Source organism: Mesorhizobium sp. M1A.F.Ca.IN.020.04.1.1, assembly GCF_003997315.1.
GTDB lineage: Bacteria > Pseudomonadota > Alphaproteobacteria > Rhizobiales > Rhizobiaceae > Mesorhizobium.
Genome location: NZ_RZSN01000157.1, coordinates 1 through 13,908, shown reverse-complemented (window position 1 = coordinate 13,908; position 13,908 = coordinate 1). Strand labels below are relative to the sequence as shown.

General features: G+C 64.6%; 11 protein-coding genes. 6 read left to right on the top strand and 5 right to left on the bottom strand.

Annotated features, from left to right (window positions below):
* Positions 1–869 (bottom strand): UvrD-helicase domain-containing protein (locus EOA49_RS24910; RefSeq protein ID WP_164749277.1); only part of this gene is annotated, 869 nt, incomplete at its 3' end.
* Positions 870–1,051: 182 nt separating this feature from the next.
* On the opposite strand from EOA49_RS24910, the gene EOA49_RS24905 reads away from it, so the two are divergent.
* The gene (locus tag EOA49_RS24905; RefSeq protein ID WP_127241863.1) at positions 1,052–3,364 is read left to right on the top strand and encodes a glucose/quinate/shikimate family membrane-bound PQQ-dependent dehydrogenase; all 2,313 of its coding nucleotides are present in this window, start codon (positions 1,052–1,054) and stop codon (positions 3,362–3,364) included.
* A 342-nt stretch (positions 3,365–3,706) separates the two neighbouring features.
* The gene (locus EOA49_RS24900) at positions 3,707–4,609 is read left to right on the top strand and encodes a dienelactone hydrolase family protein (RefSeq protein WP_127241862.1); all 903 of its coding nucleotides are present in this window, start codon (positions 3,707–3,709) and stop codon (positions 4,607–4,609) included.
* A gap of 154 nt (positions 4,610–4,763) precedes the next feature.
* On the opposite strand, the gene EOA49_RS24895 is transcribed toward EOA49_RS24900, so the two are convergent.
* On the bottom strand, positions 4,764–5,678 hold the full coding sequence (locus EOA49_RS24895; protein WP_127243408.1) for a DMT family transporter: 915 nt from the start codon (positions 5,676–5,678) through the stop codon (positions 4,764–4,766).
* 88 nt (positions 5,679–5,766) lie between these two features.
* On the opposite strand from EOA49_RS24895, the gene EOA49_RS24890 reads away from it, so the two are divergent.
* Positions 5,767–6,243, top strand: a complete 477-nt coding sequence (locus EOA49_RS24890) for an Lrp/AsnC family transcriptional regulator (RefSeq protein ID WP_067323168.1) — start codon at positions 5,767–5,769, stop codon at positions 6,241–6,243.
* On the opposite strand, the gene EOA49_RS24885 is transcribed toward EOA49_RS24890, so the two are convergent.
* Positions 6,229–6,444: a hypothetical protein gene (locus EOA49_RS24885; protein ID WP_067323171.1), complete on the bottom strand. Its 216-nt coding sequence runs from the start codon at positions 6,442–6,444 to the stop codon at positions 6,229–6,231. The two genes, EOA49_RS24890 and EOA49_RS24885, sit on opposite strands and share 15 nt — an antisense overlap.
* 145 nt (positions 6,445–6,589) lie before the next feature.
* Positions 6,590–7,075, bottom strand: coding sequence for a thioesterase family protein (locus tag EOA49_RS24880; protein WP_095779017.1), 486 nt, complete (start codon positions 7,073–7,075; stop codon positions 6,590–6,592).
* Positions 7,076–7,231: 156 nt separating this feature from the next.
* Between EOA49_RS24880 and EOA49_RS24875 the strand changes: the two genes are divergently transcribed.
* Positions 7,232–8,644: an FAD-linked oxidase C-terminal domain-containing protein gene (locus tag EOA49_RS24875; protein ID WP_127240216.1), complete on the top strand. Its 1,413-nt coding sequence runs from the start codon at positions 7,232–7,234 to the stop codon at positions 8,642–8,644.
* 87 nt (positions 8,645–8,731) lie between these two features.
* A complete protein-coding gene (locus EOA49_RS24870; protein ID WP_127243407.1) occupies positions 8,732–12,703 on the top strand; it encodes an AsmA-like C-terminal region-containing protein in 3,972 nt (1,323 codons plus the stop codon).
* A gap of 98 nt (positions 12,704–12,801) precedes the next feature.
* Here EOA49_RS24870 and EOA49_RS24865 read toward each other — a convergent pair whose 3' ends face one another.
* Positions 12,802–13,233 carry a helix-turn-helix domain-containing protein gene (locus EOA49_RS24865; protein WP_066990862.1) on the bottom strand — a complete coding sequence of 144 codons (432 nt, stop codon included), beginning with the start codon at positions 13,231–13,233 and terminating at the stop codon, positions 12,802–12,804.
* Between the two features lie 178 nt (positions 13,234–13,411).
* On the opposite strand from EOA49_RS24865, the gene EOA49_RS24860 reads away from it, so the two are divergent.
* Positions 13,412–13,908: chloride channel protein (locus EOA49_RS24860; protein ID WP_164749276.1), on the top strand; the 497-nt coding region annotated here is incomplete at its 3' end.

Below are 13,908 nucleotides of genomic sequence, written 5' to 3'. Positions count from 1 at the left end.
CCGCAATCCTCCCCCTCAAGGGGGGAGGATTGCGGCCTCTGCGCCAACAGGCGCAGCCACATGTATTGCGCGGTGTTGGTGTCCTGGTACTCGTCGACCAGGATGTATTTGAACTTGCGGTGATAGTCCCTCAGCACGTCCGGATAGGCGCGGAAGATGCGGATCGGGTGATAGAGGAGATCGCCGAAGTCGCAGGAATTCAGCGTCTGCAGCCGCTCCTGATAGGCCTTGTAGAGCTGGCGCCCCTTGCCGTTGCCGAAGCTGCGCGCGTCGCCTTCCGGAATCTCGTCGGGGCCAAGGCCCTTGTTCTTCCAGTTGTCGATCATCTGCGCGAAGGTCTTGGCCGGCCAGCGCTTGTCGTCCAGATTTTCGGCCTGGACCAGCTGCTTGATCAGCCGCACCACGTCATCGGTATCGAGGATGGTGAAATCGGATTTCAATCCGGCAAGCTCGGCATGCCGGCGCAGCAGCTTGACGCCGATCGAGTGGAAGGTGCCGAGCCAGGGCATGCCCTCGACATTCTGCTCGCCGATCAGCAAGCCGATGCGCTGCTTCATCTCGCGCGCGGCCTTGTTAGTGAAGGTGACGGCGAGAATCTGCGAGGGGAAGGCCCTGCCGGTGGCAAGGATGTGGGCGATTCGCGTGGTGAGCACCCGCGTCTTGCCGGTGCCGGCGCCGGCCAGCACCAGAACCGGGCCTTCGGTCGTTTCAACAGCGAGCCGCTGTTCGGGATTGAGGCCGTTCAGATAATCGGGCGCACGGTTCTGCGCGTTGCGTGCGGCCATGGCGCGCGCGGCAAGGCCGGATGGGGCGGCGGGCCGCGCATTCGGTTCGTCAAAAAAGGGCATGTCTTCCGAAAAGCCGGACATCGCCCCCGAATGTAGTGATTCGGCAGCGAAAGGCCAGAAGTGTCTCCGTTTTGTTCTAGTTGTTCCTGTTCGGGGCCGCCTTGACAGGCGCAACTTGCGAGAGAAAGCTGCCAACAGGGCAGGGACGGCAAGCCGTTGCCTCAGAGGCGCCGCAAGCGCGCAACAGTCGAAGGAGTATCGTCTTGGCTGTCACCATCACCTCCCTCGTCCTTTTGCTTATCGGCCTGGTCCTCGGCGGCGGCGGCATCTGGCTGGTGACGTTGGGTGGCAGCTGGTACTACCTGATTACCGGACTGGCCTTCCTGATCACCGCCTGGCTCGTTTTCCGCCGCAGATCGACAGGGCTCTGGCTCTATGCCGCGATCGTGCTCGCCTCGCTGTGCTGGGCGGTGTGGGAAACCGGCTTTGATTGGTGGCAGCTCGGCCCGCGCGGCGGCATCATCGTTCTCATCGCGCTCTGGCTGCTGACGCCATGGGCCAGGCGGGGATTCACCGGTCCGGACGGACGCGCTCCGCTCATCCTGGCGGTGCTCGCATCGCTTGCAGTGGCTGGCTATTCGATGACCGCCGATCCGAAGGACATCGGCGGCACGCTCACCACCGATAAGGTGACGCCGACGGCCAATCTCGGCGGCGACATGCCGGCGGGCGAATGGCATTTCTACGGCCGCACGCCGTTCGGCCAGCGTTACTCGCCGCTCGCTCAGATCACGCCGGATAATGTCGCCAAGCTGCAGCCGGCCTGGACCTACCGCACCGGCGACATGAAGGGTCCGGACGACATCGGCGAGACGACCTATCAGGTAACGCCACTCAAGGTCGGTGATGCGCTCTACATCTGCACGCCCCACAATTTCGCCATCGCCATCGATGCCGCGACCGGCAAGGAGAAATGGCGCTACGACCCGAAGATCAAGCTCGATCCCAACCGCCAGCACCAGACCTGCCGCGGAGTTTCCTATTACGCCGATGCGAAGATCGCGGCGGGCCAGCCCTGCGCGGCACGCATCTACCTGCCGACTTCGGACGCCCGGCTGATCGCTCTCGATGCCGCGAACGGGCAAGTTTGTCCGTCCTTCGCCGAAGGCGGCACGCTGAACCTGATGGCCAACATGCCCTTTCCGAAGTCGGGCTATTACTATTCGACCTCGGCGCCGCTGATCCTCGCCGGCAAGATCATCGTTGGGGGCGCGGTCAACGACAATTATTCGACCGAGGAGCCGTCGGGCGTCATCCGCGCCTATGACGCGGGCACCGGCGCGCTGTTGTGGAATTGGGATTCCGGCAAACCGGATCAGACGACGCCGCTGCCGGCGGGGCAGAACTACACCAACAACTCGCCCAACATGTGGTCAACGGCGAGCGCCGACGAGAAGCTTGGCCTGCTCTACCTGCCGCTCGGCAACCAGACGCCCGACCAGCTCGGCATGGGCCGCAGCGCCAATGTCGAAAAATTCTCCTCCTCGATCACTGCGCTCGACCTCAACACCGGACAGTTGCGCTGGGTGCGCCAGACGGTGCATCACGACCTGTGGGACATGGACGTGCCGGCGCAACCGACGCTGGTCGACATCACGACGGGGAGCGGCGTGGTGCCGGCACTGGTAGGGCCGACCAAGCAGGGCGATCTCTATGTGCTCGATCGGCGCACCGGCGAACCGATCATTCCGGTGAAGGAAATCCCGGCACCGGGCGGAGCGATCGAAGGCGATCATACCTCGCCGACGCAGCCGTCGTCCGACCTGTCGTTCAACCCGGAGCCGCTGACCGGCGCCGACATGTGGGGCATCACCATGTTCGATCAGCTGGCGTGCCGGATCGAACTGAAGACACTGCGTTACGAGGGACGCTACACGCCGCCCTCGCTGCAGGGCACGCTGGTCTATCCGGGCAATTTCGGCGTGTTCAACTGGGGCGGCGTCGCGGTCGACCCGGTGCGGCAGGTGATGTTCGGCATGCCGACCTATCTCGCTTTCACGTCGAAGCTCATTCCGCGTGCGGACGTGCCGCCGCCCGGCGACACCAAGGGCAGCGAGCAGGGGCTCAACCGCAATGAGGGCGCGCCTTACGCGGTGGTGATGGGGCCATTCCTGTCGCCACTCGGCATTCCCTGCCAGGCGCCGCCCTGGGGTTATGTCGCCGGCGTCGACCTGAGAACCGGCCAGATCGCCTACAAGCATCGCAACGGCACCGTCTACGACATGACGCCGCTGCCCCTGCCGCTCAAGGTCGGCGTTCCAGGCATCGGCGGGCCGATGATCACGGCCGGCGGCGTCGCCTTCCTCGGGGCCGCCGTCGACTACTATCTGCGTGCATATGACCTTACGACGGGCAAGCAGCTCTGGCGCGCGAGGCTGCCGGCCGGCGGCCAGTCGACACCGATGACCTACACCGTCGCCGACGGCCGCCAGTTCGTGGTCATCGTCGCCGGCGGCCACGGCTCGGTCGGTACCAAGCCGGGCGATTATGTGATGGCTTACACGCTGCCCAAGTAGACGAGGACATCCAATCGCGCCGGCCTTTTTCGCCGAGCACGTGGCCAAGCGCCTGCAGCGACGACAGCAAGCGCCGCCTCAGCCAGCCGCTACGCCGGCGGCCATCACGTTCCCGGCATTCCCCTTTTTGCCGTTCGGACCGGGCGGGGCCGCTCCGCAGTTTCCCGTCCCACCGTGACAGCACCATCAACTTTTTCGGAATGACCAAAATGTGATGGATGCAGAAGCCACCGGCAATCGTCATGGTCGAAGTTCGGATCGAGTGCCGTTGTCGCCGGCGGATGACTGGACCGTGCGCGTTCTAACCCTATCTTGCGCGTCAAACAGTCGTCGAGGAGAGCCATGGCCGAACCTGTCGCCAAGCCTGTCGTCACACAGCCCATCATCACTCAGGCGATGATCGATGCCTATGACGAATATACGCATCTGACGCTCGACCGGCGGCGCTTCATGGAGCAATTGACCCGGCTCGCTGGATCGGGCGCCGCGGCCGCCGCGATCGCGCCGATGCTGGCTGCGAATTCGGCCAAGGCGGCGATCGTCGCCGAGAACGATCCGAGGGTGAAGGGCGAGGACATTACCTATCCCGGCAGCCGCGGCGAGATGAAGGGCTATCTGGTCAAGCCGGCGAATCACTCCGGCAAACTCGGCACGGTGATCGTCGTCCATGAGAACCGGGGGCTCAATGGGCATATCCGTGACGTCGCCCGGCGCGTGGTGCTGGAAGGCTTCGTCGCGCTGGCGCCGGACTTCCTGTCGCCGCTCGGCGGCACGCCAGCCGACGAGGACAAGGCGCGCGACATGTTCAGCAAGCTCGATGCTGCCCAAGTCGCGGCCGACGGCGTAGCGACGGTCGCCTATCTCAAGGCTTACCAAGACAGCAACGGCAAGGTCGGGGCGGTCGGCTTCTGCTGGGGCGGCGGCACGGTGAACACGCTCGCCGTCAATGCGCCGGACCTCAGCGCCGGCGTCGCCTATTACGGCATGCAGCCGAAGGCCGAGGATGTGCCGAAGATCAAGGCGGCGCTGCTGCTGCATTATGCCGGGCTGGACGAGCGCATCAATGCCGGCATCGACGCCTACAAGAAGGCGCTCGACGCCGCGCATATCGAATACACCGTCTATGTCTATGACGGCGCCAACCACGCCTTCAACAACGACACCTCGGCCGCGCGCTACGACAAGAAGGCGGCCGATCTCGCCTGGGGAAGGACGGTCGCCTTCCTTAAGGAGAAACTGGCCTGAGGTGTGTTGATATTCAGGTGAGCCCGGCCTGCGAATGGCGGCTTCCTGCGCTTCCGGTGCTCACGTACGTCAAAGTACGCTCCGCTCCGGTCTCGGAATCCACCATTCTCGGCTCGGCCTGACCTGAAGCTCAACACACCTCGACGGCGGCGGATCACTCCGGCGCTGGCTTGTGCATGGCGACGCCCGCCACAACCAGCGCGATGCCGAGGCAATCGGTGAGGCTCGGAACCTGCCTGAGCACGACCACGCCGATCAGGGTCGCGGTGAGCGGCAAGAGCGATAGCATGAGCGCGAAGCTCGCGCGCGGCAGCCGCGCCATGGCGAGCTGATCGCAAATGTAGGGGATGACGGAGGAGCAGAGGCCGACGCCGATACCGGCGATCAGCAGTTGCGGCGCCGAGAAGGCTGGCAGCGCCTCGCTGAAGCCGACCGGCAGCGCGACGAGCAAGGCGATCGCCATGGCGGTGCCGAGGCCGGCGATGCCGAGGCCAGTTCGGGCGATGCGGTGGCCCAAAACGATATAGCCGATGAACAGCGCGCCGTTGAGAAAAGCCCAGAACAGGCCGACGGGATCGCTCGACCATTTGACATCGATGAGCAGCAACGTGCCGGCGACAGCGATGGCGAGCGCCGCGAAATTGCGCGGGGTTCTGAGGCCGACCATCGCGACGCCTATGGTGCCGACAAATTCGATCGCGGCGACTAGCGACATCGGCAGGCGGTCTAGAGCCAGATAGAAGGCGCAGTTCATCACCGCCAGGCAGGCGCCGAAGGCCAACAGCAGCAGGCGGGCCGAGCGGTCGGCGCGCGTGAAAACCGCCCATGGCCTGGTAAGCGGCGCGAAGACGAGCGCGGCCGTGGCGATGCGCAGCCAGGCCATGCCGAGCACGCCGACCTGAGCGAACAGCAGCACGGCGAAGGCCGGCCCAAGATAGTGGAAGATCGCGCTGACGCAGAACCAGACATGCGGCGGCACCGCATCGGCCAGTCCGGCGAGGGCAGGGCGTGCAGCGTCGGTGTCGCTGCCGGCCCGGTTTGTCGGATGAACTTGCGCTTCAGAATTCATAGGGTCATTATCGCAGGCGAACTTCGCGACTTATATGGATGATGCACGGCTCCGATCACCGTTCACCTTCTGAAGAAAAGAGAATTATTTGAAACGCCTTCGAAATGAAAATGGCGAGCTGGATGCGGCGGACCTGAAAATCCTGCGACTCCTGGAAAAGGATGCGCGCACCAGCACGGCGGAACTGGCGCGCGCCGTCGGGCTCTCGGCGCCGAGCGTGGCCGAACGCATTCGCAAGCTGCAGGAGAATGGCGTGATCGAAGCCTATACGGTGAAGATCAATCCGACGGCGCTCGGCATGAAGCTGTCGGCATGGCTGCGAATCAGGCCGGTCCCGGGGCAGCTTGCCGTGGTGGCCGGGATCATTCGCGACCTGCCGGAAATCGCCCAATGCGACCGAGTGACCGGCGAGGATTGCTTCATCGCGCTCGCGCATGTCGGCTCGGTGGCCGAGTTGGAGCGGGTGATCGACAAAATTATTCCCTATGCGATGACCAACACCGCCATCATACAGTCGTCGCCGGTCGAGGCGCGCTCGCCGCTTGGCAGTTTAAGGGAGCGCTGAAGGCTCAGTGTGACCGCGTCTGATGCGCGCCTGCTTGAGAATCGCGCGCCAGCGGATCATGTCGAAGGGGATGGGCTCGTTGTTGTTGGCGATGTGGAAGATCTCGTTGTTGACGTTCTTCAACGATCGCCAGAAATCATAGTCGGTGATGCGCGGATCGGCCGCCAACCGCTCCACTTCGACCTTGATGTCGGTTTTCATGCACTGTCCTCGCACCGCATTCCGCCTGCCGCCCGCGCGTAAACCCGGTGCGGCGGTTTTCGAACGCGCCACTGAGTCGTTCAACAGACTCAATCGGCTTGTTCACGTTAAAACCTTGGTAAGGTTAACGCGGGTGTGCGGGTTTTCAAGCGCTCTTGCGTTTGATGCCGATCGAACGGCCGGCACGCTCCGGCATCGGCAACGCGGCGTGGGCGGCGCGCATGGCTTCAACCTGTGCCATCACATCGGCCGGGAAGGGAGCGACCCTCGGCCCGGCCATGTCGACATGCAGCGCAAGCTGCTCGGACGTCGCGGCCAGCCAGCCATCGACGTGGCGAATCTCCTGATAGGCCCTCAGCCGCTTCTCGTCGTGGTCGATGAGCTGGAACGAGACCTTCACCTTGTGGTCGAGGTGAAGCTCCTGCACGTAGCAGACATGGACTTCCGCGGTGTAGATGGTGAGGCGGCGGTCCTTGGCATAGTTCGGTCCCATGCCCATCAGCTCGAATGCTTCGTCCGAGCAGCGGTCGAACAGCACGTTGTAATAGGCCATGTTGAGATGGCCGTTATAGTCGATCCAGTCCTTCTCGATCGCCATCGGGCTGGAAATGATCGGCGCGGGCATCGTCATTTGGTTTTCCTTGATCGTCGCTGGACAGGGCCTGGCTGGTGAGGTTCTCTTCGCTCTGGCGCAATTCCGGAGCTTCACTCTTTTCCTGGAATTGCTTTAGGCATCATCCATAGCTGCATTACAAGAGTGGCCGCTGGTCCATTCGCGGAGGAATTCATGGCTTTGAGCGACCTCAACCCCGTCGAGCGCAACGAGGAAGGCATCGCCGCCGCGCTCGGCATCCTCAAGCAGCGGTTCGGCGAGCGTTTTCAGACCGGCGAGGCGATCCGCGACCAGCATGCGCACACCACCACCTACATCCCGACCCAGGCGCCGGATGGCGTCGTCTTCGCCGAAACCACGCCGGAGGTGCAGGAGATCGTGCGCACCTGCGCCGCGCATCGTGTGCCGGTCATTGCCTTCGGCGTCGGCTCCTCGCTCGAGGGCCACACCAATGCGCCGGGCGGAGGCATATCCATCGACACCTCTCGCATGAACCGCATCCTCTCGGTCAATCCGCAGGATCTCGACTGCACGGTCGAGCCCGGAGTGACACGCGAGGATCTCAACCGCCATTTGCGCGACACCGGCCTGTTCTTCCCGATCGACCCCGGCGCCAATGCCTCGCTGGGCGGCATGGCGGCAACTCGGGCGTCCGGCACCAATGCCGTGCGCTACGGCACGATGCGCGAAAACGTGCTGTCGCTGACGGCGGTGATGGCCGACGGCGAGGCAGTGACGACCGGCAAGCGGGCAAAGAAAAGCTCGGCCGGCTACGACTTGACGCGGCTCTTGGTCGGCTCGGAAGGCACGCTCGGCATCATCACAGCACTGACGCTCAGGCTGCAGGGCATTCCGCAGGCGATCTCCGGCGGCGTCTGCCCGTTCCCGACCTTGGAGGCCGCATGCAACGCAGTGATAGCGACCATTCAAATGGGCATCCCGGTGGCGCGCATCGAACTGGTCAACGCGCTGCAGATGCGGGCGATGAAGAATTATTCGAAGCTCGACTACCCCGAGAGCCCGTGCCTTTTCGTCGAATTTCACGGCAGCGACGCCGGTGTCGCCGAACAGGCCGAGACTTTCGGCATGATCGCCGAGGAGAATGGCGGCGGACCATTCCTGTGGACCAGCGTCGCCGAGGAGCGGACGAAGCTCTGGAAGGCGCGGCACGACGCCTACTGGTCGTCGCTGACGCTGCGCCCCGGCGCCAAGGGGCTTTCGACCGATGTCTGCGTGCCGATCTCCCGGCTTGCCGAATGCGTCACCGAGACCGAAGCCGACATTGCCGAAATGGGCCTGATCGCGCCGATCGTCGGCCACGCCGGCGACGGCAATTTCCATGTGCTGGTGCTGATGGATGTCGACAGCCCGCAGGAGATCGCACTCGCTGAAAAATTCGTCGCGCGGCTCAACATGCGGGCGATCGCCATGGAAGGCACCTGCACCGGCGAGCACGGCATCGGCCAGGGCAAGGTCGGCTTCCTGCGCCATGAGCTCGGCCATGGCGTTGAGGTCATGCGAACGATCAAGCAGGCGCTCGATCCGCTGAACATCATGAACCCCGGCAAGATCTTGCCGAGAGCCTAGACGCCGAGGGTTGCAGCCGAATTGCCTCTTTATCGCCGCGCGGATGCGGGTAGAGTGCGGCTGACTTAATCCTAGGCTTTGGGGCCGATGCTCGCTCGCCTGTTCGTGATCTTCGGTGGCCTGTTCGTGCTGGTGCTGTGCGCGGCGCTGGTGGTGCCGTATTTCGTCGACTGGACCGGCTACCGCGCCGATTTCGAGCGCGAGGCGAGCACCATCCTCGGTCGCAAGGTGACCGTGAAAGGCGACGCGACCGCGCGGCTCTTGCCATTCCCTTCGGTGACCTTCTCCAATGTCGAGGTCGCAGGCGGCCCTGGCGGACAGCCGGCGATGACGATGGAGACCTTCTCCATGGACGCGGAGCTGGCGCCGTTCCTGCGCGGCGAACTGCTGATCTTCGACATGCGGCTGGTGCATCCGAAGGCGACCATCGATGTTGCGGGCGACGGCACGGTCGACTGGGCGATCCGGCCGTCGACGCCCTTTGATCCCGGACAGATCGCGATCGAGAAGCTGACGGTGACCGAAGGGCAGATCGAATTGCGCCATGCCGCCGGCGGGCGCAGCCATTTCATCTCCGAGATCAACTCGACCGTTTCGGCAAAGTCGCTCGCCGGTCCGTGGCGGATGGATGGCTCGCTGCGCTTCGACGGACTGCGCACGGAAGTCTCGGCCTCAACCGGCAGAGCGGAAGCCGACGGCCAGATGCGGGTCAGACTCAAAGCCGACCCGGATGCCTATCCGCTCATCATCGAGACGGACGGCAATGCCGGCATCGTCAGAGGCGCGGCGGTCTATTCCGGTCAGTTCAAGGTTTCGGCCTCTGACAAGAATGGGGCCGACAGGAGCTCGGCCGAATTGCGCGGCACTGAGGGCGAGCCCGTGAAGGTCAGCGCCGGCAAGCCCGATCCCGGCTTCCGGCTGAACGGCAAATTCGCGCTCGACCATCAGAAGCTCGGTGTCGACGAATTCCGCTTCGAGACCGGACCGCTCGACAACCCCTATACCGCCGACGGCAAGGCCTCGGTCGATCTCGGCCTGAAACCGCATTTTTCGATCGAAGCGAACGGCGCGCAGGTGCAGTTCGACGAGGCGGTGGGCGCATCCGCAGGTGCCGGATTGACGCTCGACCAGCGTATCGCGGCGTTCGAGCAGACGCTTCAGCACATGCCGAAGCCGACGATACCGGGCACGGTCGAGGTCAGGCTGCCGGCCGTGGTGGCGGGCGATACCACGGTTCGCGACGTGCGGCTCTCGGCGGAGCCGGCCGAAGGCGGGTGGTCGGTGAAGTCGCTCGCCGCGACACTGCCGGGCCGGGCGACGCTTGAAGCCGACGGCATGCTGAACGTCGAGGACCATTTCGGCTTCACCGGATCCCTGCTGCTTGCTGTCGGACAGCCGTCCGGTTTCGCCGCCTGGCTGTCGAAGGATGTCGACGACGTGATCCGCCGTCTGCCGGCGGCGGGCTTCAAGGCCAAGGTCGATCTCAGCGAGAACCGGCAGTCGTTCAGCGACCTCGAACTGATCCTCGGCAAGGCGAAATTTTCCGGCCGCATCGATTCCAGCCAGCCCGATGGCGCCAGGCCCTCGGTGCTGATGCAGCTGGAGGGCGGCGAGCTCGACGTCGATGGGCTGGCGGCCTTCGCCTCGATCTTCGTCAGCGACAAGGGCGCCAACCGCTTCTCCGACCGCGACCTCGATTTCCAGATCAAGGCGGGCCCGGTCAGCGCCGCCGGGCTGACCGCCGATACAGTTGATACGGCGTTGAGGCTGCGCAAGGGCCTGCTCGAGATCGACCGGCTCTCGGTCGGAGGGCTCGCCGGCGCCTCAATCAGCGCCACCGGGCGCATCAAGGATTTTCCGGAAAGCCCGACCGGCAAGCTCGACGCATCCGTGGTGGCCGTCGATCTCAAGCCGCTCATAGATGTCGCAGCCCAGCATTATCCGGACAATCAGGTTCTGAAAGGCCTGGCTGCCCGTGTTGCTGCCTATCCGGAGCTGTTCCAGGACGCCCGGATCGACCTGGTGACAAGTGCCGCCGACAATGGCGACGGCACCACCGGACTCGCGCTCTCGGCGCAAGGCAAGGCCGGCGGTTCCGCCTTCTCGGCTTCGCTTTCGGGCAGGGGGACGCGGGATCGGCTTCCCGATGCGCCGGTATCGATCACCTTCAATGCCAGGAACGAGAACGCCGCCACGCTGCTTGCACTCTACGGCCTGCCGGCGCTGCCGCTCGGCATGCTTGGACAGGCCACCACCGATATCACGGCCAAAGGCTCGCTGGGCGGCGGTCTGGCAACCAGCTTCAACCTGACGGCCGACGATTTCAGGGCGAGCTTTGACGGGACGATCGCCGAGACAGAGCAAGGCGCCACCGCCAAGGGCAAGGTCAATCTCGACGCCGTCGATATCGAGCCATGGCTGATGACGACCGGCGTCGGGCTGCCCGGCATGGGCACCGGGACGTCGGCTTCGCTCGCCAGCGATGCCGACTTCGGCAATGGGCTTCTGGTGCTGAGCGGGCTCAGCGGCGCCATCAACAAGGCGACTGTGTCCGGCGACGTCAACGCCGACATGAAAGACGGACTGCCGCATCTTGCCGGCGCGCTGGCGCTTGATGAGCTCGACCTCGATCCGTTGGCGGTGTCGCTGTTCGGCGACCAGTCCTTCCTCGCCGGGAAGGACGGTGGCTGGCCGACGACGCCGTTCAGCCGGAAATCGACCCTGCCGTTCAGCGCCGATCTCGACCTCAACACGGCGGCCCTTGCCGCCGGACCGTTCGCGACTGCGCATGACGCGACGCTGTCGCTGAAGCTCGACCGGGAAGGCATCCGTGTCTCGGACCTCAAAGCCAAGCTCTATGAGGGCACGCTGACCGGCCTGTTCGAGCTCAAGAACACGGAGGGCACCGGCCTGTTATCGGGTCAGTTGAAGCTGGCGGGCAGTGATCTTGCCGCAGTGCTGCCTGGCGCCGGAATCAGCGGCAGCGGCGACATTTCGGCCGCGCTGTCGACCAGCGGCAAGTCTGTCGATGCGATGATCGCCGCCCTGTCAGGGTCCGGCACGGCCGCGCTGAAGGGACTGACCATCGCCGGCATCAATCCCGATGCTTTTGCCCCCGTCATCGCCAAGGCCGATGCAATCGGACGCGACATCGATGCCGCCAAGACCGCCGGCTTCGCGCCTGAGATCGCCGGACAGGGAAGTTTCGCGGCCGGCAACACCGATATCCCCTTCACCGTTGCCAATGGCACGCTGCGGGCGCCGCCGATCAGCCTCGACAATCCGGCGGCGACGCTGTCGGCGGAAGTTACCGCCGACCTCGATGCGAGCACGCTGGCCGCCAAGGGAGCGATCACCTATCGACCGGGCGACGAGGCGCTTGTCGGCTCCGAACCGGCTGTGAACTTCAGCCTTGCAGGCCAGATCGGGGCGACGTCGCTCCAGTTCGACAGCGCGCCGCTGGCGCAGTTCCTGACCCAGCGCGCGCTGGAGAAGGAGCAGCAGCGCGTCGAGGCGATGCAGGCGGCGCTGCTCGAGAAGCAGAGGCTGCGGCGCGAGGTGCGCTACTACGCTGCGCTGCAGACGGAGCGCGACCGGGCGGCCGAGGAACTGCGCCGGCAAGAGGAAGAGGCGCGGCAGAAAGCCGAGGCTGAAGCCAGGGCGAATGCCGAAGCGGAAGCGCAAGCGAAGGCAGAAGCCGAGGCGCAAGCCAAAGCGGAAGAAGAGGCAAGGGCAAAAGCGGAAGCCGATGCCAAGGCTCAGGCCGAGGCCGAGGCCGAGGCGCGTGCCAAGGCGGAGGCTGATGCGCAAGCAGCGGCGAATGCCGACGCCAAGGCAAAGGCCGAACAACAGGCCGCAGCCGCGAAAGCCCAGGCCGAGGCGGATCGCAAGCGTGCCGAGCAGGCGAGGCTGGAAGCTGAACGCAGGGCGGCTGAGCAGGCGCCAAAAGTCGACCGGTCGCTTCCCGGCGTCAACGACGGTTCCGTTCCAGAGCCGCCGAAGCCCAAGTCCAATCCGTTCACGATCGACAACCTCTTGAAGTCGCTGGACGGCGGTTGAAACTCGTTATTCCAGGAAAACTGTATAGCGGTTCCGCCCGGAATCGCGGGCGAACAAAACACCCAAGACGTCGCGAAGGACAGCGCTGGATGTAGCGCTCAAACCGGCTCCTGCCGCGAAAGCAGGCGCTTGAGCATAGGCTCGATGCGGGCAAGCTCGTCGAGATGGGCGGCCGACAATTCGGCGAGACGGTCGTCGGCGAGCGGGGTGAGTTGCAGCAGGACGCGGCGGTGGTCGGCCTTATCTTGATCCCGCGCGACCAAGCCGGCCTCGCTCAGCCGATTCACCAGTTCGACGGCGCTGTGGTGGCGGATGCGCAACCGCTCCGCCAGATCGCCCACTGCCACCGGCCCGCCGCCGGGATAGCCCTTGATCGCCAGCAGCGCCTGGTGCTGGCGCGGGGTCAAGCCCGCCTCATTCGCCTGCAACTGGCTGAATTCGAGGAAGCGGCGGATCAGGTAGCGGAACTCCGAAAGCCGCTGATAGTCGGCCTGGCTGATGGCGGGACGTGGTTTCTTCGGATGCGTCATGCCACGACTTATCGCCCTTTCCGGCCAAAGCTCAACTCTTATGAAAGCCTGGCGCATCCATGACCAAAATGACGCGGAGCAACCACCAAAAACGGCCTTGAAGAATTGTATCGTGTTACGATATGTAGCCGGCCGACAACCGGACGGTACCGCGCCGCCAGAAAGCTCAGGCTCCCCAATGAAATCCGCTCATGCCGGAAACGGCCATCTCCGCGACTTCACCACCGATCCGCGGGTGCTCATCATCGCCGCCATCGCAGTCGTTGTGGCGACCGCCGGGCTGTTTGCCGGCATCGCGCTGTTGAAGCTGATAAGGCTCGCCACCAACATCGCCTATTTCGGCCAGTTCACACTGGCCGAGCTCAGGCTCGAGGACACGCCGCTCGGCTATGCCGCCGTGCTGGTTCCAGTGATCGGCGCGCTGGTCATCGGGCTGATGGCGCGCTTCGGCAGCGAAAAGATCCGCGGCCACGGCATTCCGGAAGCCATCGAAGCAATCCTGCTCGGCCGCTCGCGGCTCGACGCCAAAGTGGCGGTATTGAAGCCATTGTCGTCGGCGATCTCGATCGGCTCCGGCGGACCGTTCGGCGCCGAGGGGCCGATCATCATGACCGGCGGGGCGATCGGCTCGCTGATCGCGCAGATGCTGCCGGTCAGCGACCATGAAAGCAAGAC